At 71.6% G+C, this 20,900-nt stretch carries 18 protein-coding genes; 8 read left to right on the forward strand and 10 right to left on the reverse strand.

All coding sequences use genetic code 11. The features are described 5' to 3' along the window. Nucleotides 1-86: 86 nt before the first annotated feature. Entirely contained in the window at nt 87-863 is a 777-nt protein-coding gene (locus ACFPK1_RS05475) for a GntR family transcriptional regulator (protein ID WP_378019891.1), read from the reverse strand. A 75-nt stretch (nt 864-938) separates the two neighbouring features. Here ACFPK1_RS05475 and ACFPK1_RS05480 point away from each other — a divergent pair, with 75 nt between their 5' ends. Further along, nucleotides 939-1,376 carry an NUDIX hydrolase gene (locus ACFPK1_RS05480; RefSeq protein ID WP_378019892.1) on the forward strand — a complete coding sequence of 146 codons (438 nt, stop codon included), beginning with the start codon at nt 939-941 and terminating at the stop codon, nt 1,374-1,376. Here ACFPK1_RS05480 and ACFPK1_RS05485 read toward each other — a convergent pair. Further along, nucleotides 1,373-3,826 (reverse strand): ATP-binding protein, encoded by a 2,454-nt coding sequence (locus tag ACFPK1_RS05485; RefSeq protein WP_378019893.1) that lies wholly within the window; start codon nt 3,824-3,826, stop codon nt 1,373-1,375. The two genes, ACFPK1_RS05480 and ACFPK1_RS05485, sit on opposite strands and share 4 nt — an antisense overlap. Nucleotides 3,827-4,036: 210 nt before the next feature. After that, on the reverse strand, nt 4,037-5,419 hold the full coding sequence (locus ACFPK1_RS05490; protein ID WP_378019894.1) for a rolling circle replication-associated protein: 1,383 nt from the start codon (nt 5,417-5,419) through the stop codon (nt 4,037-4,039). Nucleotides 5,420-6,253: 834 nt separating this feature from the next. On the opposite strand from ACFPK1_RS05490, the gene ACFPK1_RS05495 reads away from it, so the two are divergent. Next, nucleotides 6,254-7,357 (forward strand): mandelate racemase/muconate lactonizing enzyme family protein, encoded by a 1,104-nt coding sequence (locus tag ACFPK1_RS05495; RefSeq protein WP_378019895.1) that lies wholly within the window; start codon nt 6,254-6,256, stop codon nt 7,355-7,357. Between the two features lie 23 nt (nt 7,358-7,380). Here the strand turns inward: ACFPK1_RS05495 and ACFPK1_RS05500 are convergent, their stop codons facing one another. Then, nucleotides 7,381-8,094, reverse strand: coding sequence for a FadR/GntR family transcriptional regulator (locus ACFPK1_RS05500; protein WP_378019896.1), 714 nt, complete (start codon nt 8,092-8,094; stop codon nt 7,381-7,383). Between the two features lie 175 nt (nt 8,095-8,269). Here ACFPK1_RS05500 and ACFPK1_RS05505 point away from each other — a divergent pair, with 175 nt between their 5' ends. The 6 genes from ACFPK1_RS05505 (at nt 8,270) to ACFPK1_RS05530 (ending at nt 12,296) form a co-directional block, all read left to right on the forward strand. Then, entirely contained in the window at nt 8,270-9,142 is an 873-nt protein-coding gene (locus ACFPK1_RS05505; RefSeq protein WP_378019897.1) for a fumarylacetoacetate hydrolase family protein, read from the forward strand. Between the two features lie 20 nt (nt 9,143-9,162). After that, on the forward strand, nt 9,163-9,927 hold the full coding sequence (locus ACFPK1_RS05510) for an alpha/beta fold hydrolase (RefSeq protein ID WP_378019898.1): 765 nt from the start codon (nt 9,163-9,165) through the stop codon (nt 9,925-9,927). Nucleotides 9,928-9,958: 31 nt separating this feature from the next. Then, nucleotides 9,959-11,257 carry a metal-dependent hydrolase family protein gene (locus ACFPK1_RS05515; RefSeq protein WP_378019899.1) on the forward strand — a complete coding sequence of 433 codons (1,299 nt, stop codon included), beginning with the start codon at nt 9,959-9,961 and terminating at the stop codon, nt 11,255-11,257. Between the two features lie 78 nt (nt 11,258-11,335). Further along, nucleotides 11,336-11,716: a DUF1636 family protein gene (locus tag ACFPK1_RS05520; protein WP_378019900.1), complete on the forward strand. Its 381-nt coding sequence runs from the start codon at nt 11,336-11,338 to the stop codon at nt 11,714-11,716. A 76-nt stretch (nt 11,717-11,792) separates the two neighbouring features. Further along, nucleotides 11,793-11,951: a hypothetical protein gene (locus ACFPK1_RS05525; RefSeq protein ID WP_378019901.1), complete on the forward strand. Its 159-nt coding sequence runs from the start codon at nt 11,793-11,795 to the stop codon at nt 11,949-11,951. 111 nt (nt 11,952-12,062) lie between these two features. Then, on the forward strand, nt 12,063-12,296 hold the full coding sequence (locus tag ACFPK1_RS05530) for a hypothetical protein (protein ID WP_378019902.1): 234 nt from the start codon (nt 12,063-12,065) through the stop codon (nt 12,294-12,296). Here ACFPK1_RS05530 and ACFPK1_RS05535 read toward each other — a convergent pair whose 3' ends face one another. The 6 genes from ACFPK1_RS05535 to ACFPK1_RS05560 all read right to left on the reverse strand — a co-directional run bounded on the left by ACFPK1_RS05535 (nt 12,297) and on the right by ACFPK1_RS05560 (nt 20,846). Next, nucleotides 12,297-13,340: an alcohol dehydrogenase catalytic domain-containing protein gene (locus tag ACFPK1_RS05535; protein WP_378019903.1), complete on the reverse strand. Its 1,044-nt coding sequence runs from the start codon at nt 13,338-13,340 to the stop codon at nt 12,297-12,299. Nucleotides 13,341-13,566: 226 nt separating this feature from the next. Further along, entirely contained in the window at nt 13,567-15,411 is a 1,845-nt protein-coding gene (locus ACFPK1_RS05540) for a helix-turn-helix domain-containing protein (RefSeq protein ID WP_378019904.1), read from the reverse strand. 42 nt (nt 15,412-15,453) lie between these two features. Next, nucleotides 15,454-16,470 (reverse strand): AraC family transcriptional regulator, encoded by a 1,017-nt coding sequence (locus ACFPK1_RS05545; protein WP_378019905.1) that lies wholly within the window; start codon nt 16,468-16,470, stop codon nt 15,454-15,456. Nucleotides 16,471-16,627: 157 nt separating this feature from the next. Further along, nucleotides 16,628-17,878 carry a helix-turn-helix transcriptional regulator gene (locus ACFPK1_RS05550; RefSeq protein WP_378019906.1) on the reverse strand — a complete coding sequence of 417 codons (1,251 nt, stop codon included), beginning with the start codon at nt 17,876-17,878 and terminating at the stop codon, nt 16,628-16,630. Continuing rightward, nucleotides 17,875-19,860, reverse strand: coding sequence for a CheR family methyltransferase (locus tag ACFPK1_RS05555; protein ID WP_378019907.1), 1,986 nt, complete (start codon nt 19,858-19,860; stop codon nt 17,875-17,877). The genes ACFPK1_RS05550 and ACFPK1_RS05555 overlap by 4 nt, the downstream gene beginning before the upstream one ends. After that, the gene (locus ACFPK1_RS05560; protein WP_378019908.1) at nt 19,857-20,846 is read right to left on the reverse strand and encodes a chemotaxis protein CheB; all 990 of its coding nucleotides are present in this window, start codon (nt 20,844-20,846) and stop codon (nt 19,857-19,859) included. Before ACFPK1_RS05560 ends, ACFPK1_RS05555 begins: the two co-directional genes overlap by 4 nt. Between the last annotated feature and the right edge of the window lie 54 nt (nt 20,847-20,900).

The following is a 20,900-nucleotide window of genomic DNA, read 5'->3' on the forward strand; positions in this document are numbered from 1 at the left end:
TCCTCTAGACGTCCTGAGACTAGCAGTAGTCAGATAGACGTCTAGAGGAGCTGTGCGAGCTGTTACCGAGCCGTTGTCTGCCCTGGTCAGCGCGCTGGAACCTCGTACTCCAGCACGTAAGCAGGGGCGGCCTTGAGGGTGTCGCAGACCTCCAGCGGGCGACCGGTCGTGTCGTACGCGGTGCGCACCAGCACCACGACGGGCACGCCATCGGTGAGCTGGAGCCGGCGGCGCTCCTCGGCGCTGGGCATCCGAGCCGAGACTTCCTCGGTGAAGTGGTCCAGCTCGAAGCCCATGTCCTCCAGGCGCGCGTAGATGCCGCCCGGGCCGGTGTCGGCCTCGACGATGCGCGAGCCGGCGGCCACGGAGGCAGGCAGGTACGAGACTGCGGTCTCGACCGGCTGCCCGTCGGCGAGGTAGCGCCGCGACCGGCTCACGACCTCCTCGTCCTCGGCCAGGCGAAGCCGGTCGCGAATCTCCGGCGTCGCCGGTCCGGTCGCGATCTCCAGCTGGTCGACGTTCGGCGTGAACCCCGTCTTCTGCGCCTCCACACTGAACGCCGCGAGGCCAGCCTCACGGTGGCGGCGGGCGAAGCGCTCCGAGGCGAGCCGGCGCACCTGGACCGGCGGGCGCACGAACGTCCCACGCCCGTGCTCGGCGACCACGCGGCCCTCGTTGCGCAGCTCCTGGACGGCCTGGCGGACCGTCATGCGGGCCACGCCGTAGTTGCCGATGAGCTCGGCCTCGCTGGGCAGCTTGTCACCGGCCACCAGGTCGCCGCGGTCGATCGCGGCACGGAGGTGGTCGGCGATCTGCCGGTACGGCGGCCGGTCGTCCGCGCGGTCGATGGCCCCGAGCTGCACGACTCCTCCAGACGACTGGACCTCTACGATCGGTGCCGAACGCTACCGAACAGTCATGGACGTCAGGAGGCGAGAGTGGCAGACACGCCCAAGCACTCGGTCAGCGTCGCTGGCATCGTCGTCGACGACCAGGACCGCGTCCTCGTTATCCAGCGCCGCGACAACAATCGCTGGGAGCCGCCAGGCGGCGTCCTCGAACTAGATGAGACCCCGGACGAGGGCGCCCGGCGAGAGGTCTTGGAAGAAACCGGTGTTCGTGTGGTCGTCGAGCGCCTGACAGGCGTCTACAAGAACATGTCCAAAGGCATTGTCGCCCTCGTGTTTCTCTGTCGACCAGAGATCGGCATCCCAGTGACTACCGACGAGAGCCGAGACGCGCGTTGGATCACACTGAACGAGGTGGACCTGAGTATGTCTCCCGCGTTCTCTGTTCGAGTAAGGGACGCGTTTAGCGACGAGGTCTCTGTTCGGTCGCACGATGGACATGACCTGCTTGGTGCACTCTACGGCTAATTGGAAGCGCTGGACTTCGGCTGTAGATTTAGAGAGACCGCTGAGCAGCCGCACCTAAGGGAGTCAGGCGACGTCTTTGAGCCGCTCACGTACAACCATGAGCCGCACCCTGCATTACTGCATTCGAACTGGCCCAGAAACTTCTTGTAGGCTGCGACCACAGGCGCGAAGTCGGCGGCCGACAGGTCGGCCCAAGAGGTGTAGTGGACCGCAGGATTTACCACCCAGCCTTCCGGACCCAGCTCCGATTCTATCTCTTTTCGCTTTGAATCCATCTGCTCGATCGCCGCTACCCGATCAGTCTGCCCCCAGGATTCTGCCGATTTCTTGGCCTTCTTGAGTAGCTCGCGAAAGCGCTCCCTCACGCCGGATGCGAGGTCGCCAAAATCGTACTTCCCCGTCGGATTGTAAACTACCTTTGCGCCAAGTCCTTCTGCTACATCCGACAGCGTCGATTCCAGATTCCTGCGCAATCTCGCCGCCGCGTCGGGGACTGCGTCTTTGGCCAGGTCGTCGTCAACTAGCTTCCAGAAGTCGGCGGCGTGCTCGACAATTGGTCCACCGTCCACGGACCATCCGAAGAACCGCGCTTGACTCGTCCTCTGCATGACCCCGGCGGCCATCATCTGACGCGCCCAGACTGTGTCGTGAGTGGTCACGATGAACTGCACATTGGGAAACTGCTCTTTAAGTAGTGTGCAGAATTGACGCCGGTGTTCGGAATCGACCGACATGACAACATCATCTAGGACGGCGAGTCGAAACTCCGGCCCAAGTAGGTGTCGCATTAGAGCGAGGTACAAGCAAACACCCATGCCGTCCTGATGGCCCTCGCTATGGTATGCAGTCGGCGGAAACATTCCAAGCCCGTAAAAGTCTACGGCCATATTCAGCTTTCCGCCGGACGGTGTGAGCTCGGCCTTGAAGGCCGCTTCGTCGTCGCTGTTTAGCTTTTGGTAGAAGCTACTCAAGTCTGCCTCTACTGAATCGTACAAACTCTTCAGGCCATCCTCGACCGCGCTGACGTAAGAGTCGTACAAGGCCTTGGCGGCCGCAGACGCTTTCTCGGCAAGTTTGTGATTAGCGGCCTCCTGTCGCGATGCTCGGAGGCGATCCTGCGCCACTATGAGGAACTTCTGCGCTGTAACCTGCGCGCTTTGGTCCGGTCGCGACCGAACAGCTTCGGCAAAGAGCTCGATTGCGTTGCCCTGGCTGACGTCTGCCAACACGCTCGCTTCCGCGTTTTCTCGGATTTTGTCAAGCGAGGTCAAAGCATTGGACGTCGTTCTCAGGGCTTGTTCCCAGGCAGCTAGCTGAGCCCCGAGGTCGGCGTCTCCCAGGTGAACCGCGTGTCGCTGTACGCTAGCAACCTCGCCGGCAAGGCCGTTGAGCCGACTTTGAAGCTTCCGTGCGTGGGTCAGGATTGACGTTCGCACTTCCTTCGCATGCGCAGCACGACTTAGCTTGTGTTCTATGTGGGCCCGCAAGCTTTCCGCATCATTCCACTGGTGGTCGCAGAGAGGGCAAGAGGCGTCGACAACTAGCGCGAGCCCGGACGTCCAAAAGTCCTGGTGCTTGATTGCGTCCAAGAGCTCGGGGTCGGAGTCAATGGTGTGCAAGAGCTCTACGATCTCGCTCTGGCCTTCCACGCCGTTCTCGCGAAGAGTGGCGATTGAGGTGGTTAGTGCCTCGATGTCTCTGAGGCTTCCGCCTTTATCGAAGCTCGATGTCGCGGATTGATCAACGCCTTGGCTCACGTCAGTTGACGCGTCGAAAGTGGTGAACTCGTCGAGAATGAGCGTCCTTCGGCGAAGATTCACGGACTCGAGAATCTCGTCGCCAGTCAGTTGGGCCACGTCCAGTTGTCTTTTTAGCGCGTTCCGTGCAGTGTCGCGCGAGTCGGCCGCGCTCTTTGTCGCGTTATCTATCCGTGTAAGAGCTGTGCGATACGTAGAGCGCTGGTTCTCAAGCCGCTCGAGTTTAAGGAGTGCTTGGACTTCTTTTGCTCTCTGTCCAGCCTCCGACGCGACGTACTTAATGATCTCGCGCCGCGATAGAGTGATCTCCGGGTGCGAGGCTGCTTGTTCGATCGCGTTACGTACTTCAGGTATTTCGGGCTCTAAGTGGAAGGTTAGGGGCGAGCGAACGCTACGACGTAGCGTTGCAGTCTTTCCGCTACCTGTCGATGTTACTTCCAACTCAACTTCTGCTGCTGCCGGGTCGTTACGCTTGTGAACATGCGGGCCGTGCTTTGTGAGCGATACTCCGGCTGAGCCCTTTCCTCTCAATCGAGTCACGTCACCGGTCAGTGCGAAATCGATCGCGTCCACCACTCCGCTCTTGCCGGACCCGTTGGGTCCCCAAACCACAAATGGTTTGCGGCCGAGTTCCAAGGTCAGATTTCTGATACCACGAAACTCTCGAATCGAAAGTTTGCCCAGCTGAATCAAAGCTGCTCCGGATTCACATGTTCATTGACGAGTGACACCAGCTCATCCGGCTTCAGGGCCGGCGCATTGGCTGTCATCCTTTCCCGTAGTGCCGAGACGAGGGTGTCTGGCAACCCCTCCGACGCTTCGAGTCTCTCAAAGAACGCGGAGTATATGTTTCCTTCAATCTGCGACATATGCGTTCCTCCCCTAACGACAACTTATCGACGCTCACCTCTGTTTCGGGGTTGTGACGCGCTCGTGTTTGCAGGAGTACCCGACCGCACTAGCAGGATGTAGCACTCCGGAGTCAGATCCAGCTATGTGAGTGGAGGCGAGTCTGGCGAGCGTTCTTGCGAACGTTGGTCCGCTATTGACAGCGATCCAGCCACGGTTGCCGTTGGTCAGGAGGCGGACACGGGTCCGACTCCGTCGGTGTCGGATGCGACCGGTGCTCTGGTCGATGCGCTGCACCCAGCGGGACTGGACGCGGCCTTGGGCGTGGGCCCAGCGGCGAGCGATCCGGCCAGCTTGGACGCCGTCCTCGGGCGAGACACGGACGGTGCGGACGGCGCGGTGGAGGGTCCAGACGCCCCAGAAGCGGCCGGGCCCGGTGCCTGGCTCGGACCACTCGGGCGGGACGTGGTGCTGGTACTCCTTCGAGGCCATAAGGCCGTGCTTGGTGAAGTAGGCCGCGACCCGGCGCGGGTCGGTGGCGCGCAGACCCTCGGCGTAGTCCAGGGCCGTCCCGGCGCGTTCGTGGCGGCGGCGCTGCTCGGGGTCGGGGTGGTCGACGACGTCGGCCCACGCCGCGGAGAGCCACACCGCAAAGGTCTCCCCGGTGGTCCGGGCGCGACCGTGCGGCGGGGTGCAGAGCATGTGGACGTGCGGGGCGCCCCGGCGTTGGAACTCCAGCTTCCACACGCACGCCCACTCCTCGCCCCAGGCGCGCACGTAGCGCTTGCGCAGAGCCTTGAGGTGCCGCTTCAGATCGGCGCCGGTCGGGACGACCGTCAGCCAGTCCCCGGGGTAGGTCAGCGTCACCATCGCCGGCAGCCGACCCGAGCCGTACAGGGGTGTGTAGTCCAGCTCGCAGAGCCGGCGCACCATGTTCGCCCGCGACTTCCGCGACCAGGACGTGATCGCCGTCCGCGGCGTCGGCGGGTCGGGCCACTCACCGGTGGCGATGTGCGCGGCCACCGCGGCGTCGACGTCCTTTACGTGCGCGGCCCTCGCGCGTTCCTCGGTGCGCTCTCGTCTCGCCCAGTCGTGGCAGGCGACCGCGAAGATGCCGGGTCCGACGGTCAGCTCCCACCGCGGCCCTTCCGCGAGCGTGCCGGACTCCTCGTGGATCGCGGGCAGCATCGCGGCGGCCGCGTCGACGAGCTCGGGGGAGGGGAACGCCGGGGTCCACAGCCCCGCGACCGAGTCCGGGACCGGCGTCTCGTCGAGGTCGTCAGGCTCTGTGTCGACGTGGTCGCTGGGCCCGCGGCCCGATATGGCACATAGAACAAGCCCAGGCCGGCCGCCTTCGGCGACCGGGGCGGCCGGGTCGGACGCGGCCGGCTTCCGCCGGCCGCTCCTGTCTTCGACCCGCGCCGGCGGGCCGGCCACGCCTCCCACGGCCGCCACGGACGACGAGAGCGAGCCACCGGGCGTGTACGTGCGCCATGGATCAGGCAGGGCGGGTAGCGACCGCCGCGACGTGCGAGCCGGCGACGGCGACGAGGACGCGCGGGACCGTGTGCTCGAGGTGGCGGAGGGGGACACGGCGAGGCCTCTCGGAGAGGCCGTCTCGCGGCGTGTGACCGGATGCGGACGCGCGGCATCACCGCAGGACCCGTCGGGGTCTGCGGGGGCGCGCGTCAGGAGGGCCGTCGCGCGGGCCCTGGCGGTCAGAGCGGCGAGACGGCGGCGGACGGGATCAGCGGGCAGGAGTTCGCGGGCCTTCGGCGACCAGGCACTCCGCCCTGGACCAGGGCACCGACCTCAGGAGAGGGAGCCCGAGTGGCGAGCGGGTCGGGAGTGCGGTGGTGGTCGGGACGAGGTCTCGCCCTCGGCGGCGCTTCCGGGGTCTGACAGCCCACTCGCCCCGCCGCAAGGGCCAGGATCAGCGAGCAGGCCGGCGGTGTGGACGCAGCGGCCCTTGCCCCGGCACGATCGACCTGTCCGAGACGACCCCGCGCCGCCGAGGGAGAGACCCCGAGGCCGTTCCGTGCGGCGGGCGCCGTGTAGCAGCCGTGTAGCAGCGGCAGGCGATCCGAGGCGGTCCAGCAGAACGGGACCAGCTCACGGGCGCGAGTCAGCCCGACGCCTCGTACTTCTCTAGACGAGTTGCCTGGCCCTTGTAAGCGAAAGGTCCGGGGTTCGATTCCCCGCGCCGGCTCCAGATCAACGGCCTTGCGCCCGTCGTGCATCCTTCGCTGACCGCCATCGGGGAGGAGCGCCGTGCGGATCGCCGAGATCCACCTCTACCAGGTCGACCTGCCGCTGAACGGCACGGTCTACCGGATGTCCGAGGGCGCCCACACCGCCCTGGACTCGACGCTCGTGCAGATCGTGTCCGACACCGGGCTCTCCGGATGGGGCGAGACGTGCCCCATCGGCCCGACCCACGCCGCGGCCCACGCCCTCGGTGCCCGCGCGGCCCTGACCCAGATGGCCCCGGGGCTGATCGGCCGGACCGTGACCGGGCCCGCGGCGGTCCGGCGCGCGCTGCACGGCCTGCTCCACGGTCACGACTACGCGAAGGCCGCGATCGACATCGCGGTGCACGACCTGCTCGGCAAGGCCCACGGCCTGCGGGTGTGCGACATGCTCGGCGGCGCGACGACCGATGAGGTCGACTCCTACTGGTCGCTGACGCTCGACGACCCCGACGAGACCGCCCGGATCGCGGCGCAGAGGATCGCGGAGGGCTATCCCCGGCTCCAGGTGAAGGTCGGCGGGCGGCCGGTCGAGGCCGACATCGAGGCGATCCGGAAGGTGTGGGAGGCGACCGGCTGCCCACGGCTCGTCGTCGACGCCAACCGGGCGCTGCTCACGCGCGACGTCCTGCGGATCGACCGGGAGTGCGCCGACATCCCGTTCGCGTTCGAGCAGCCCTGCGACACCGTGGAGGAGATCGCCGCGATCCGCGCCCAGCTGGACCACCCGGTCTACCTGGACGAGAGCACCGAGAACCTCGGCGAGGTGCTGCGGGCGATCTCGCTCGGGGTGTGCGACGGGTTCGGCCTCAAGGTCACCCGGCTGGGCGGCCTCGGGCCGATGGCCACGGTCCGCGACGTCTGCGAGGCGCGCTCGCTGCCCCACACCTGCGACGACGCCTGGGGCGGGGACGTCATCGCGGCGGCCTGCGTCCACATCGCCGCGACCGTGGATCCCCGCCTGCTCGAGGGCGTCTGGCTCGCCGAACCCTTCATGGACCTCCACTACGACCCGGCGCACCCGGTCCGGGTCGAGGGCGGCCGCATCCGGGTGCCCACCGGTCCCGGGCTCGGCGTGGTCCCCGACGGCGGCGCCCTCGGCGACCCCGTCGCGTCGTTCGCCTAGGTCGGCGTCCCGGGGGCCGGCCCTCAGTGCGCCCCGAGCAGATTGGTCCGGACGTCGACGAGGTGGGCGCGCATGTGGTCGCGGGCGGCGTCGGGGTCGCGCTCGACCAGGGCGGTGACGATCTCGCCGTGGCACTGCTCGTAGCCGCGGCGCCGCTCGGGGGTGGCGGAGCGGCGCTTGATGTTGCCCCAGACCGGGAGGTCGCGGGCGGCGTTCATGGTGTCGAACAGCCGGAGCAGCAGCCCGTTGTGCGCGGCGGCGGCGATGGCCCGGTGCAGGGCGGAGTCCCAGGCCTCGAACTCCTCGTAGGTCGTGGTGGCGTTGCCGCGGCGCAGGCAGTGCTCGACGTGGTCGATGTCGGCCTGGGTGGCGTGCCGGGCGGCGAGCGCGGCGACCTCGGGTTCGAGCACCAGCCGGGTCGCCATGATCTCGGCCGGGCTGGTCTGCAATGGTCCGGCCAGACCGCTCGGCAGGCCGAGGTCCTGGCTCAGCTCGGCCAGGAACGTCCCGCGCCCGACGTGACGGGTGATCCGTCCCTCGCGCTCGAGCTCGGCCAGGGCGGCGCGGACGGCGCCGCGCGAGGCGCCGAGGCTCTCGCTCAGGGCGCGCTCGGTGGGGATCTTCGAGCCGGTGCCCAGGGTGCCGTCGGAGAGCCCCTGCTCGAGCAGGGTGCGCAGGCGCCGGACCACCGGACCGGGCGCCGGTTCCGGCGACCCGTCGGCGAAGGGCGCGGCCATCGTCCCACCTCCTGACCAATAACGGACCAATGCTATCTCATTCGCTCTATTGGCATCCACCGCGCCGCGTCGTACGGTCGGATGGGCGGCGAGGTGGCGCACCACACGCCGCGATTGGTCAAGATCGGTCGGTAATACGCCACTCGTGAGGGTGCCGAGGGCGGTGGAGGTGTCCGTGAAACTGGTGACGTTCGTGTCCGGCGGGCGCGAGGCGCTCGGGCGGGTCGACGACGACGCGACCACCGTGCGGGACCTGGGCCCGGTGGTCGGCGACCGCTCGCTGCTCGAGGTCATCGAGCAGTGGGACCGCCTCGGCCCGGCGATCGCCGCGGCCGGCGACCTGGCCGTCGTGGACGGGGCCCGCCTGCGGGCGCCGATCCCCGAGCCGCGCCGCGACCTGTTCGCGGTCGGGAAGAACTACCGCGAGCACGTCGCCGAGTTCGGCCGCTCCGGCTACGACACCCCGCAGCGCTCCGAGGACCTGCCCGACAAGCCCATCGTGTTCTCCAAGGCCACGACCGCGGTGACCGGGCCGTACGACGACGTCGAGGCCCACCCGTCGGTCACCCGGGAGCTCGACTACGAGGCCGAGCTCGCGGTCATCATCGGCCGGGGCGGGCGCGGCATCGCCCGCGAGCAGGCGATGCAGCACGTGTGGGGCTACACGATCGTCGACGACGTCACGGCCCGCGACGTGCAGCGCGACCACAAGCAGTGGCTTCTGGGCAAGTCGCTCGACACCCACGCCCCGATGGGCCCGTGGGCGGTCACCGCCGACGAGGTCGGCGACCTCGGCGCGCTCGAGGTGTCCTGCACGGTCAACGGCGAGCCCCGGCAGAAGGCGCCGGTCGCCGACCTGATCTTCGATGTCCCCGAGCTCATCCGCGTCATCTCCGCGGGGATCACGCTGCTGCCCGGCGACGTCATCGCCACCGGCACCCCGGCCGGCGTCGGCATCGGGTTCGACCCGCCCCGCTTCCTGCACCCCGGCGACGTCGTCGAGTGCGCGATCACGGGCCTCGGCTCGCTCCGCAACACCATCCGCTGAACCTCGAGGAGGACGACCGCGTGCAGGTCAACGGCAAGGAACTGGCCGTCGAGATCACCGGCGAGGGCCCGGTGGTCCTGCTGGTCCACGGGCTGGGCGGGACCTCGAACTTCTACCAGCCGCAGGTCGAAGCGCTGGCCGAGCGGTTCACCGTGGTCCGCCCGGACACGGAGGGCTCCGGGCGCTCGGCCGTCGCGGGCACGCTCTCGATCGAGGGGTTCGCCAACGACCTCGCCGCCCTCGTCGAGGGCCTCGACGCCGGGCCGGCCCGGGTCGTCGGGCACTCGATGGGGACGATCACCGTGCGTAGCCTGGCCGCGCGCCGCCCGGAGCTCGTCAGCCACCTCGCGCTCCTCGGCGCCGTGCCCGCGCCGCTGCCCGAGGCCGGACAGCAGGGCCAGCACGACCGCGCCGCGAAGGTCCGCGCCGAGGGCATGGCGGCCGTGGCCGACGCGGTGATGACCAACGCGACGGCCGAGGCGACCCGTCGCGACCATCCCGCGACCGCCGCGTGCGTCCGTGAGCTGGTCCTGCGCCAGGACCCCGAGGGCTACGCCCGCTCGTGCGAGGCGCTGGCCGGCGCAGGAGATCCCGGACCGGTCGACCCGGCCCTGCCCCTGCTGCTGCTCACCGGCGCGGAGGACGGCGTCGGCGTCCCGGCGGTCTCGCGGTCGCTCGCCGACGCCCACGGCTCGGCCGTCCTCGAGATCTTCGGCGACTGCGGCCACTGGACGGCGCTCGAGAGGCCGCACGAGGTCACCGAGCACCTCCTCAAGTTCTTCTGACCCCACACCCCTCGACGACGAGGAGATCGTCATGAGCAAGGTCCTCTTCCGCAACGTCTCGATCCTCGACTCCACCGGCGCCGACCCCTATCCCGGCGACGTGCTCGTGGAGGACGACCGGATCGCCGCCGTCGGCACCGTCGAGGAGGCCCGCGCGCTGCACGCGCAGATCGTCGAGGGCCGGGGGCGCACGCTGATGTCCGGGCTGTGCGACGCGCACACCCACTTCAGCTGGAACAACTCCGCCGACCTCGACGGGCTCGGGACGATGCCGGTCGAGGAGCACCTGCTCTTCTCGATGGAGTCGGCGAAGAAGTACATCGACTCCGGCTACACGATGTGCGTCGGCGCCGCGTCGGCCAAGGAGCGCCTCGACGTCGTGTGCCGCGACGCGATCAACGCGGGGCGCATCCCCGGCCCGCGCTACCTCGCCAACGGGCCCGAGATCGCCGTGACCGGCGGTGCGCTCATCAAGTCGATCACCAAGTTCGCCGACGGTCCGGAGGGCATGCGGCTCGCGGTGCGCCAGCTGATCGACCTCGGCGTCGACCAGATCAAGCTGTCGATGACCGGCGAGGAGATCACCGGCACCCAGCGCGCCGAGGACACCTACTTCTCCGACGAGGAGGTCGCCGCCGCGGTCACCGAGGCCCACCGCCGCGGCAAGCGCGTCTGCGCCCACGCCCGGTCCGCGGAGAGCGTGAAGATGTGCCTGCGGAACAAGGTCGACATCATCTACCACGCCTCGTTCACCGACGCCGAGGGCATGGACATGCTCGAGGCCAACAAGGACTGGGTGTTCGTCGCCCCCGGCATCAACTGGCTCATCGCGACCCTCTACGAGGCCGAGGCCTTTGGCTTCCCGCAGGAGGCCGCCGAGGCCGTCGGGTACAAGAAGGAACTGGAGATGGCCACCGACGGGCTGCGCGAGATGCACCGTCGCGGCATCAAGCTCCTGCCCGGCGGTGACTACGGCTTCGCGTGGACCCCGCACGGCACCTACGCCCGCGACCTCGAGCACTTCGTCGAGCGCCTCGGCTTCACGCCGATGGAGGCGATCATCTCGGCCACCGCATGGGGCGGCGAGATCATGCTGCGCCCCGACGAGCTCGGGAAGGTCCAGCCCGGCTACCTCGCCGACCTGATCCTCGTCGACGGCGACCCGCTGGCCGACATCACCGTGCTCCAGGACCACGACAAGCTGCACGCGATCATGAAGGACGGCAAGTTCCACAAGGCCGACGCGCCGCTGGCCGGCCACAACGCCCTCGACGACCCCGCCGGCCCCGTCAGCGACACGACCCGGCAGTACGTCGAGGCCCGTCCCTGACCGGCTCCCACAGCGCGGCGGGCGTCACCACCGGGTGGCGCCCGCCGCGGCGTGTTCCCGCTCGAGAGGCCACCCGTCGTGCCGCTCCTGGTCTGCCGCACCTGCCCGCGCTACGAGTCCGACAGCGGCTCCTTCGGCGACGAGCTCGACCCCGCCCTGACCCGGGCCGCGGCCCGCGGGGTGCGCGTCCGCCACGTCCCGTGCGTCGGCGGGTGCCCCCGCGCCGGCAACGTCGCCCTCGACGGGCCCGGCAAGCCCCGCGTCCGGTTCTCCTCGCTCACCGCCGACGACGCCGACGACCTCGTCGAGGCCAGCGCGGCGTACGACGCCAGCGCCACCGGCGTCCCGGGCGACTGGGAGGTGCCGGCCCCGCTCGAGGGCCGGCTCACCGCGGTCACCCCCAAGCGCATCATCGACAGCGGCCGCTTCGGCCGGGTCGGGGGCGAGGCGCCGCTGTAGCCACGGAGCGAGCGAGGTGTACGGTCGGCGTCCACGCTCCGCCGGACGGGCGTGAGCGATGGATCGAGGAGCGCCCGTGCCGGACCACGACGACCCCCACCCCTCGGGCGAGCTCGACGTCGTCGACCTCTCGGTCTGGATCGCCCGCCAGGACCTCATGGATCTCGCGCACTACGCCCGCGCGGCACGTCTCGTCCACGGCTCGTTCGGGCGGTTCCTCGTCGACGGTCAGTAGTCGGCGCCACGACCCGCCACCCGGTGGGTGGATCTCCATGGAGATCCGCTAACGATGCTCTGACCGGCCTCGACGTCCCCCGCGAGACCACGTCCGCGGGGAGGCAGACTCATGATCACCGAGCAGCACGTCGAGGTCCCGGCGCCGCGCACGCCCCTGGCCCGCCCGGCCACCGTGCCGATGACCGTGCGGGCCGCGGGCGCCCGGCAGGACACGACGCCGCCGGAGCACCCCGAGCTGATCGCCGCCCGGCTCGTCGGCCAGGCGGCGACCGTCTCGTGGGTCGGCCGGCTGGCGCTGCTCGTCGCCGTCGGCCTGGTTGCCGTCCTCGTCCTGCTGCCCTGATCAGGGCGTGATGACGACCTTCAGGGCCTGGTTCGCCGCCGCGTTCGCGAAGACGTCGTAGGCCTCGTCGATCTGGTCGAACGTGAACGAGTGCGTGCCCATCTTCTCGGCCGGGATGCGGCCGGAGGCGACCATCTTCAGCAGGGTCGGGATGGACACGGTGTCCACCAGGCCCATGGTCAGCGTGACGTTCGAGATCCACATGTCCTGCATCGGCAGCTCGACCGGGGTGCCGTGCACGCCGACGTTGGCGATCGTGCCGCCCGGGCGGACCAGCGAGGCCGCCGTCAGCAGCGTCTCGGGGTAGCCGACCGCCTCGATGGCCACGTCGACGCCCAGCCCGTCGGTGAGGGCCACGACGTCGCCGACGGTGCCCGGCCCGACCTCCACCGCGTCGGTGGCGCCGAACTCGATCGCCTTCTCCAGGCGGAACTTGTTCGAGTCGATGGCGATGACCTTCGAGGCGCCCCACAGGCCGGTCGTCAGCACCGACGAGAGGCCGACCGCCCCGGCGCCCACGACCGCGACGGTGTCGCCGGGCCGGACGCCGCCGGCCAGGACGCCGACCTCGTAGCCGGTGGGCAGTGAGTCGGCCAGGAAGATCGCCTGCTCGTCGGAGACGCCCTGAGGGACGGCGTAGAGCGAGGTGTCGGCGTAGGGCACGCGCACGGACTCGGCCTGGGTGCCGTCGATGAGGTGGCCGAAGATCCAGCCGATGCCGCCGACCGTCTGGCAGTGCGACGGCATCCCGCGCTGGCAGTACTCGCACCGGCCGCACTTCGTGATCGCCGGGACGAGGACCCGGTCGCCCACGGAGAACCCGCGGACGGCGTCGCCGACCGCCGTGATCGTCCCGACCGCCTCGTGCCCGAGGATGCGTCCGTCGGTGACCGCGGCGACGTCGCCCTGCAGGATGTGCAGGTCGGTGCCGCAGATCGTCGTCGTCTCGACCTTCACCACGACGTCGGTGGGCTCCTGCACCGTCGCGTCGGGGACGTCCTCCCAGGCCTTGTTGCCGGGGCCGTGGTACACCAGTGCCTTCATCGTGTGCTCCCGTCGTTCGCCGCCGGCGCCCCGGCCGCTCCCCGGGACGCCGGGATCCGACGCTAGTGGCGTGGCACACACGGACCTGTCCCATGATGGGACGTCCCGCCGGGCGGCCCCGGCCCAGAAGTCGATCACTGACCCGCTTCCGGGACAGATGGCCTGCGGCCACGTGAGTGAAATGGGTGGCCCTGACGACCCATATCACTCACGTGGCCGCAGGCCCTCAGGCGATGTAGCTGATCCCGAAGGCGTCGATCTTGCGGTAGAGCGAGGAGCGGGCGATCCCGAGCATCGCGGCGGCCTGGTAGCGGTTGCCGCGCGCCTCGTAGAGCGCCTGGATGATCGCGTCCGCCTGCGCGGTCTCGAGCATCGTCAGGCGCGGGCGGCTCGTGAAGCACAGCGCGGGCAGGTCGGGCGCCTGGATGACGCCCACCGGCTTGCGGGCCACGACGTAGCGCAGCACGTCCTCGAGCTCGTTGATGTTGCCCGGCCACGCGTAGCCCTCGAGCACGCGGATGACCTGGTGCGAGAGCCGCAGCGAGCGCCCGCCGCCGATCGCGCGCAGCACCGAGAGCGCGATGTCGGCGAGCTCGTCGGCGCGGTGGCGCAGCGCGGGCACGCGGACGGTCTCGTGGAAGTGGCGCAGCAGCAGGCCGTAGGGGCGGCTCGCGTCCACCGAGGTGGTGTCCAGGCACGCGACGACGACCACGGTCGACGAGCGCGCCAGCAGCAGGCCCAGCTGCTCGTCGAGGCGGCGGGCGGTCAGCGGGGTGACGCCCTGCAGCCCGCGCAGCACGACGAGGTGCGGGCGCGCCGGCGGCCGGTGGGCGAGGCGTTCGAGGGGCTCGGCGGCCCGGACGCCGTCGTCGGAGGCGTCGGCGCCGACGACGCTGACGGTGCCGTCGCGGTGCAGCCGGGCGAACTGCTCGACGGCCAGCGTGCGCTTGCCGACCCCGGCCTCGCCGACGAGCACCTGGTGGCGGCGCTGGCCGAGGTTCGCGGCGAGCTCCTGGCGGGCGCGCAGCGACGGGGTCAGCAGGTCGCGGTTGGCGCGCACCCGGGCCTCCGCGTGGGCCCGCTCGGCGGCACCGGCGCCGCGGACGTCGGCGGCGAAGTCGCGCCGCGAGGTGGGGGCGACGTGCGAGCCCTGGCGGCGGCGGGCCTCGGCCTCGCGGCGGCTGTGCTCGTCGACCGCGGGCCACCCGCCCACGACGCAGCCGACGAGGCGGCCCTCGTGCCGGATCTCGCGGACCGCCACCTCCGCGCAGCCGCCCGAGGGCAGGTCGACGTGGTACGGGTCGTCGGGGCTCTCCAGCGCCAGGCCCGCGAGGGCGAGGTCGGCGAGGACCTGCTGGTCGGCGGGCGGGAGCCGGCGCGCGCCGGCGCCCAGCACCAGGTCGTCGCCGTCGGTCGCCACCACCCACGAGGCGCCCTCCGCGGCCGCCGCGGCCAGGGCGTCGTGCACGGCGAGGATCCGCCCGCGCCGCGCGGCCGCGTCCTCGTCGGCGATCTCGCGGGCCAGCGCCCGGGCCAGCGGGAGGTCGCGGGCGGCGCCGTCCTCGGCGTGGCGCACGACGACGACGGCGAGGTCGCCGGGGTCGACGGGGGCCGCGGCGCCCGCGAGGACGCCGAGGGCGGGGTGCAGGTGCTCGGGCCCCTCGACCACGGCCGCGACGCCCTCGTGCAGGGCGAGCGCCGCCGCGGTGGTGCCGACGACGCGCTCGGCGTGCGACCACCCCGGCGCCAGGCGCAGCGCGTCGAGGATCTCCGCGAGGGCGGCGTCGCCGTCGCGGCGCGCCACCACCGTGCCGTCGCGGTCGACGACGAGGACCGACGCGTCGAGGTCGGGGTCGCGGGCGTGGACGCGGTCGGCCACCCGCTGCGCGGCCGCGGTGCGCGGCCCCTCCGGCAGGGCCCGCGCGGCGGGGGCGAGGCGCCCGACGTCGACGCCCCGGGCCCGCTCCCACGAGGCGAGCACCGCGGGCCGGACGGCGCCGGCCGCCACCGCCTCCCGGCCGTGGCGCAGGAAGCGCCGCCGCGCGGCGTCCACTTCCCGCGCGTGGCCCACGTCACGACACGCTAGCCCGCGGCCGGGGCGGCGCCCAAGAGGTCAGGCCCGCAGCGTCTCGCTGGGCGAGCAGCCGTAGCGCTCCCGGTAGGTCACCGAGAAGCGCCCGGGGTGGGTGAAGTGCCAGCGCGCGGCGATGTCGGCGACGGTCTCGCCGCTGGTGCGCGCGTCGGCGTCGCGCAGCTCCTGGTGGGCGCGGGCCAGGCGCACCTCGCGGAGGTAGGCGAGCGGCGTGGTGTCGCGCCAGCGCCGGAACGCCATCTGCAGCCCGCGCACCCCGAGCCCCGCGGCGGCCGCCACGTCGGCGACGTCGACGTCGACGGACGCGTGCTCCTCGAGGTACGCGATCGCCCGGCGCAGCGTCGCCGGCTCGGGCGGGCGCGTCTGCTCGTCCGCCGGCGCGCCGCCGAGCTCGTCGAGCACCTGCTCGGCGCAGGCGAGGACCGTCTCGGAGTACCGGTGCGCCCGTTCGAGGAGCAGCTCGAACGCGGCGTCCGGGCTGACCTGCTCGTGGCGCGCGAGCAGGGCGCGGGCGGCCACCACCACGTCGCGGGCCCGCGCCCCCGGGTCGCTGCCGGGCTGGTCGCGCGCGGTCAGGACGCGGCCCGCGAGGCGGGCGACCTCGCCGGCGACGGCGCGCACCTCGGGGTCGAACGTCCACGGGGTGTCGGCGGCGAGGCTCAGCGTACCGCCGACCGGGCCGAGCGGGAGCACGAGCAGCGACGCCGGGGCGCCGGGGCTCTCGCGCCGCAGCGCGGGCCAGCGCTGGTCCGACGCGACGTCGTCGACCACCACCGGGACGCCGGAGCGGGCGGCGGCGGCGCGGGGACCGCGGCCGACGGCGTCGGCCGCGGCGGACGAGAGCTCGCCCGCCGAGGACGTGACTTTGGTGCCGTGCCGGACCGGCACCGCGATCTGGGCCCACCGCACCGCGCCCGACACGCGCAGCGCGTGCCGGCACAAGCGGGTCAGGTCGGGGACGGGGACCTGCTCGGCGTCGAGGCGGAGCGGGCCGGGGCGCGCGGTGTGGTTCGGCGCCGCAGGAGCGGTCGAGTCCATCGTGGTCCTCTCAGGACGAGGGCCCTGAAGATCGTCGACTGTGCCGCGGGCACGGCAGAGTCGAGCGACGGCTGGGACGTCAACCGATGGGCGGCCATGGTATCGCGGACGACCGGACGCACCTGCCCCACATCGGGACACCGGCCCGAGGTGATCCTCAGGCGCGCAGCGTCTCGCCGGGCGAGCAGCCGTAGCGCCCGCGGTAGGTCACCGAGAAGCGCCCGGGGTTGGAGAACCGCCACCGGTGCGCGACGTCGCCGACGGTGGTCCGGCGGGGGTCGGAGCCCCGGAGCTCCTCGTGGGCGCGGGCGAGACGGATCTCGCGCAGGTGGCTGAGCGGGGTCGTGCCGCGCCACCGGCGGAAGGTCGTCTGCAGGCCGCGCACGCCCAGGCCCGCGGCCGCCGCCACCGCGGCGACGTCGACCTCCTCGGCCGCGTGGTCCTCGAGGTACGCGATCGCCCGGCGCAGGGTCGCGGGCTCGGGCGCCCGGGACGTCCCGTCCTCCCCCGGCGGACCCAGCTCGTCGACGACGACGCGGGCGCTGTCCAGGATCGTGCTGCCGGCCGTGGTGGCCCGCTCGAGGAGCGCGTCGAGGCCGTCCGACGGGTCGAGCTCGAGCGTGCGGGCGAGCAGCGTGCTCGCGGTGACCACCAGCGCGTGGGCCCGCGCGGCGGGACCGGTGCCCTCGCGGGTGAGCAGGCCCGCGCCGTGCGCCGCGATCTCGCGCGCGATGGCGCGGGCCGCCTCGTCGAAGGCCGCCGGCTCCGCCGCCGCGAGGGACACGGCACCCAACACACCGAGCGGGAGCACGAGGAACCCCGCGCCCGACGAGCGCAGCTCGGGCCAGCGGGCGTCGGCGCCCTCCACGGCGACACCCACGCCGCCGCGGAGCACCGCGGCCCGCGGTCCGGCTCGCAGTGCCTCGGCGACGGCGGGCGGGAGACGTCCGGCCGTCGCGGTGACCACGGAGCCGTCGGCGGCCGGCACCGCGAGCTCGGCCCACACCACCGGCCCGGCCACGGCGAGGGCCTGCCGGGCCAGCCGTTCGAGGTCGGCGAGGGGCACGTCCGACACCCCGGGACGGGCCGCACCGGCGCGACGGGCCCGGTCCTTGGCGCGCTGCACGTCGTCGAGCGTCGCGCGGATCGCCCGCCGGGCCTCGCCGGCCTCCCCGCGCAGCGCCCGCGCCGCCGCGCGGGCCAGCGACGCCTGGGTCCCCTGGACCGTGCGGTTCTCGCTGGCCTCCGGCCCGTCGCCGGTGACCGCACCCCGGTCGGGACCGCCGAGGGCCTCGAGCTCGGCCGAGATGTCGTCGAGCAGGTCGGCCAGCCCGTCGACGTCCACGCCCGCCGGGCCGGGTCCCGCGTCGGTCCCCGCCCCGCCTCGGCGTTGCTCGGTGCCACTCACGACGTCGTCCGGTCCTCCGGCACTGGCTCGGCGGCGCTCGGTCCCGTCCCGTCGACGTGGTCCATCAGGATGATGGCGCCGCCGGGGCGGCTCTCCCGCCCGGTCAGCGGGGACACGGCGATGGCGAGCTGCACCGAGCGCCCGCGCCGGTTGATGGCGTCGGTGCGCAGGGGGTCCTCCCGCGGCACGTTGCCCGCCAGGACGTCGCGGACGAGCGGGCGCACGCGGTCCATGGCGAGGCCGATGTCGAGGTTGAGCAGGTGCTGGCCGACGGCCTCGTCGCTGCGCACGCCCCACAGGTCGTCCGCGCGGCCGTTCCACGCCTGCACGATCAGCTCCGTATCCACCACGATCACTGCTGTCCGGAGGCTGCCCAGAACCGACTCCAGGAAATCATTGGCCCGGTCGAGCTGGCTCGAACGCTCGCGCATCTCGTCGTTCATGGACTGGAGCTCGTCGTTGGTGGACTCGAGCTCCTCGTTGGTGGTCTCCAGTTCCTCGACGGTGGACTGGAGCTCCTCGTTGGTGGTCTCGAGCTCCTCGACGGTGGACTGGAGCTCCTCGTTGGTGGTCTCGAGCTCCTCGACGGTGGACTGGAGCTCCTCGTAGGCGGTCTCCACCTGCCGGTGGGCCGACTGGAGCTCGACGGTCATCCGGCGGTAGCGGGTGACGTCGGTGAAGAACAGGGCGATGGAGACGCCGTCGTCGCTGTGGGCCTCGAGCGGCACGATCTGGATGTCGAAGACGAGGGTCTCCGAGGTCGAGCGCGAGAACTCCGCCTCGTGCTGCCACATCGACGTGCGGTGGCGCCGGACGTCCTCGTACGACGACCGCAGACCGGTGATCCGGTGACAGATCTCCAGGTCGGTGAAGCGGCGCCCGATCTCGCGGGTGGAGACCCCGAGCTGGGCCTCGGCGCGCTGGTTGGCCTTGGCGACGACGTCGTCGGAGGTGACGACGATCGTCGCGAGCGGGCTGAACAGCAGCGTCTCGTCTTCGAGCTGCACGTCGCGGCGGGTCTCGGACTGACCGTCCCGCCCGGCCATGACCGCCAGCCGGCCGGCCTGGTCGACCTGGTCGGACTTGCGGAAGAAGCGGCGCTTGAGGTCGATCGGCAGGAAGAGGCGGCCGTGGGACAGCAGCATCTCGGCCTTGCCCAGGAACATGACGCCGGCCGGGTTGAGCGCGAAGTGGAAGCGCCGCAGGACCTGCGCCTGCGTCTCGGCGTTGAGGTACATCAGCGTGTTGCGGCACACGAGCAGGTCGAGGCGCCCGATCGGCGCGTCCTGCACCAGGTCGTTGCGGCCGAAGATGACGCTGCGCCGCAGGTCGCTGCGGAACGTGTACCGGCCCGCGGCGCGCTCGAAGTAGCGCTCGCGCCACTGGTCGGGCAGGGCCTGCAGCTCGCGGTCGCCGTACGTCGCCTGGCGCGCCGTGGCCAGCGCGTCCTCGTCGACGTCGGTGGCGTACACCTTCACCCGCTGGCGGAACTCCTCGATGCCGAGCGCCTCGGCGAACACCATCGCCAGGCCGTAGGCCTCCTCGCCGCTCGCGCACCCCGCCGACCACACACGCACCGACTCGCCGCGGGTCTTGGGGGCGAGCAGCTGCGGAACGATCTCCTCCTGCAGCTCGCGCCACGCCTCGGGGTCGCGCAGGAAGCCGGTGACGTTGATCAGCACCGTGTTGAACAGGTGCGTGAACTCGTCCTGGTCGACCTGCAGCACGTCGAGGTAGTCGTTGAAGGATGCGACACCGAGCTGCTGCATCCGCCGGGTGACCCGTCGCCAGATGCTGGAGCGCTTGTAGCCGGTGAAGTCGAAGCCGCGGCTCTCCTTGAGGAACTCGAGCAGCGTCTCGAACGCGGCCTCCTGCCCCGCGACGGTCGCCTCGGGTCCCTCCCCGGTGGCGCCCGCGGTCCCGTCGACGGTCTCGTCCCCGACCCCGTCCTCGGCCTCGTCCACCCGTTCGTCCTCGTTCATGCGCTGTCCCCGGCCCTCCGATCGGCCAGCAGGTCACGGACCAGACCGGCCGAGTGCAGGGCCTGGTGTGCCGTCTCGCGGGCCCGCTCCGCGGTGCGCGCGGCGCCGCGATCTCCCGCGGACCGCGCGATCCGGTGCTGCAGGTCCGCCTTGTCCTCCAGTGCCTGGAGCGCGGTGAAGAGCGCCCGCTCGATCCCGTCCTCCTGGACGCTCGAGAGGCTCTGCTCCGACCACGCGTGACCCACCCGGCGGTAGCGCAGCAGGTTGCCCTCGCTGAGGTCGAACAAGGGCCCCGAGCAGTCGGGGCACACGAGCCCGGCCGGCGGCCCGGGCGGCTTCTCCTGGTCGTCCACGCTGCCTCCCGACCGGACGAGGGCCACCTCGCGCACGAGCTCGGGGCTCGGGCGGCGCCCGCCGATCACCGGGCGCGCGGCGAGCGTCGAGAACACCACGCCCAGGTCGGCGACCGGCCGCACGACGGCACCCGGGACCTGGTCGAGGGCCGACCGGGGCATCGAGGGGAAGTGGGCCTCCTCCGGGTCCTGGACGACGGCCGTGCCGCCGTGGCGCACCAGCGCCAGCAGGCCGGCGGCTCCGTCGTCGAGCAGCCCCGACAGCACGCAGCCGATCGCGCTCGGCCCGAGCTCCACGGCCATCGACCGGAACAGGGGGTCGATCGCCGGGCGGTGGCCGTTCTCCCGCGGTCCGCGGGTGACCTCCACCCGGTCGCCGACGACGAGCAGGTGGTGGTCCGGCGGGGCCAGCAGGACCGTGCCGGGCACGAGGCCGTCCCCGTTCTCGGCGTGCCGGACGGGCAGCGCGCAGCGCTTGTCCATGAGCTGCGGCAGGACCGTCGGGGCCTCGGCGGGCTGGTGCAGTACGACGAGGACCGTGGCGGGCAGGTCGGGCTCGAGGCCCGCGGCGAGCTCGAGCAGCGCCTCCACGCCCCCGGCCGAGGCGCCCACCCCGATCACGGGGGGGCACATCCGCTTCCATTTCTGGCGCCTGCCTCTCCCACGACGTCCACCCCGACGGCGGAC

This window comes from Actinomycetospora rhizophila (assembly GCF_042657905.1).
GTDB lineage: Bacteria > Actinomycetota > Actinomycetes > Mycobacteriales > Pseudonocardiaceae > Actinomycetospora > Actinomycetospora rhizophila.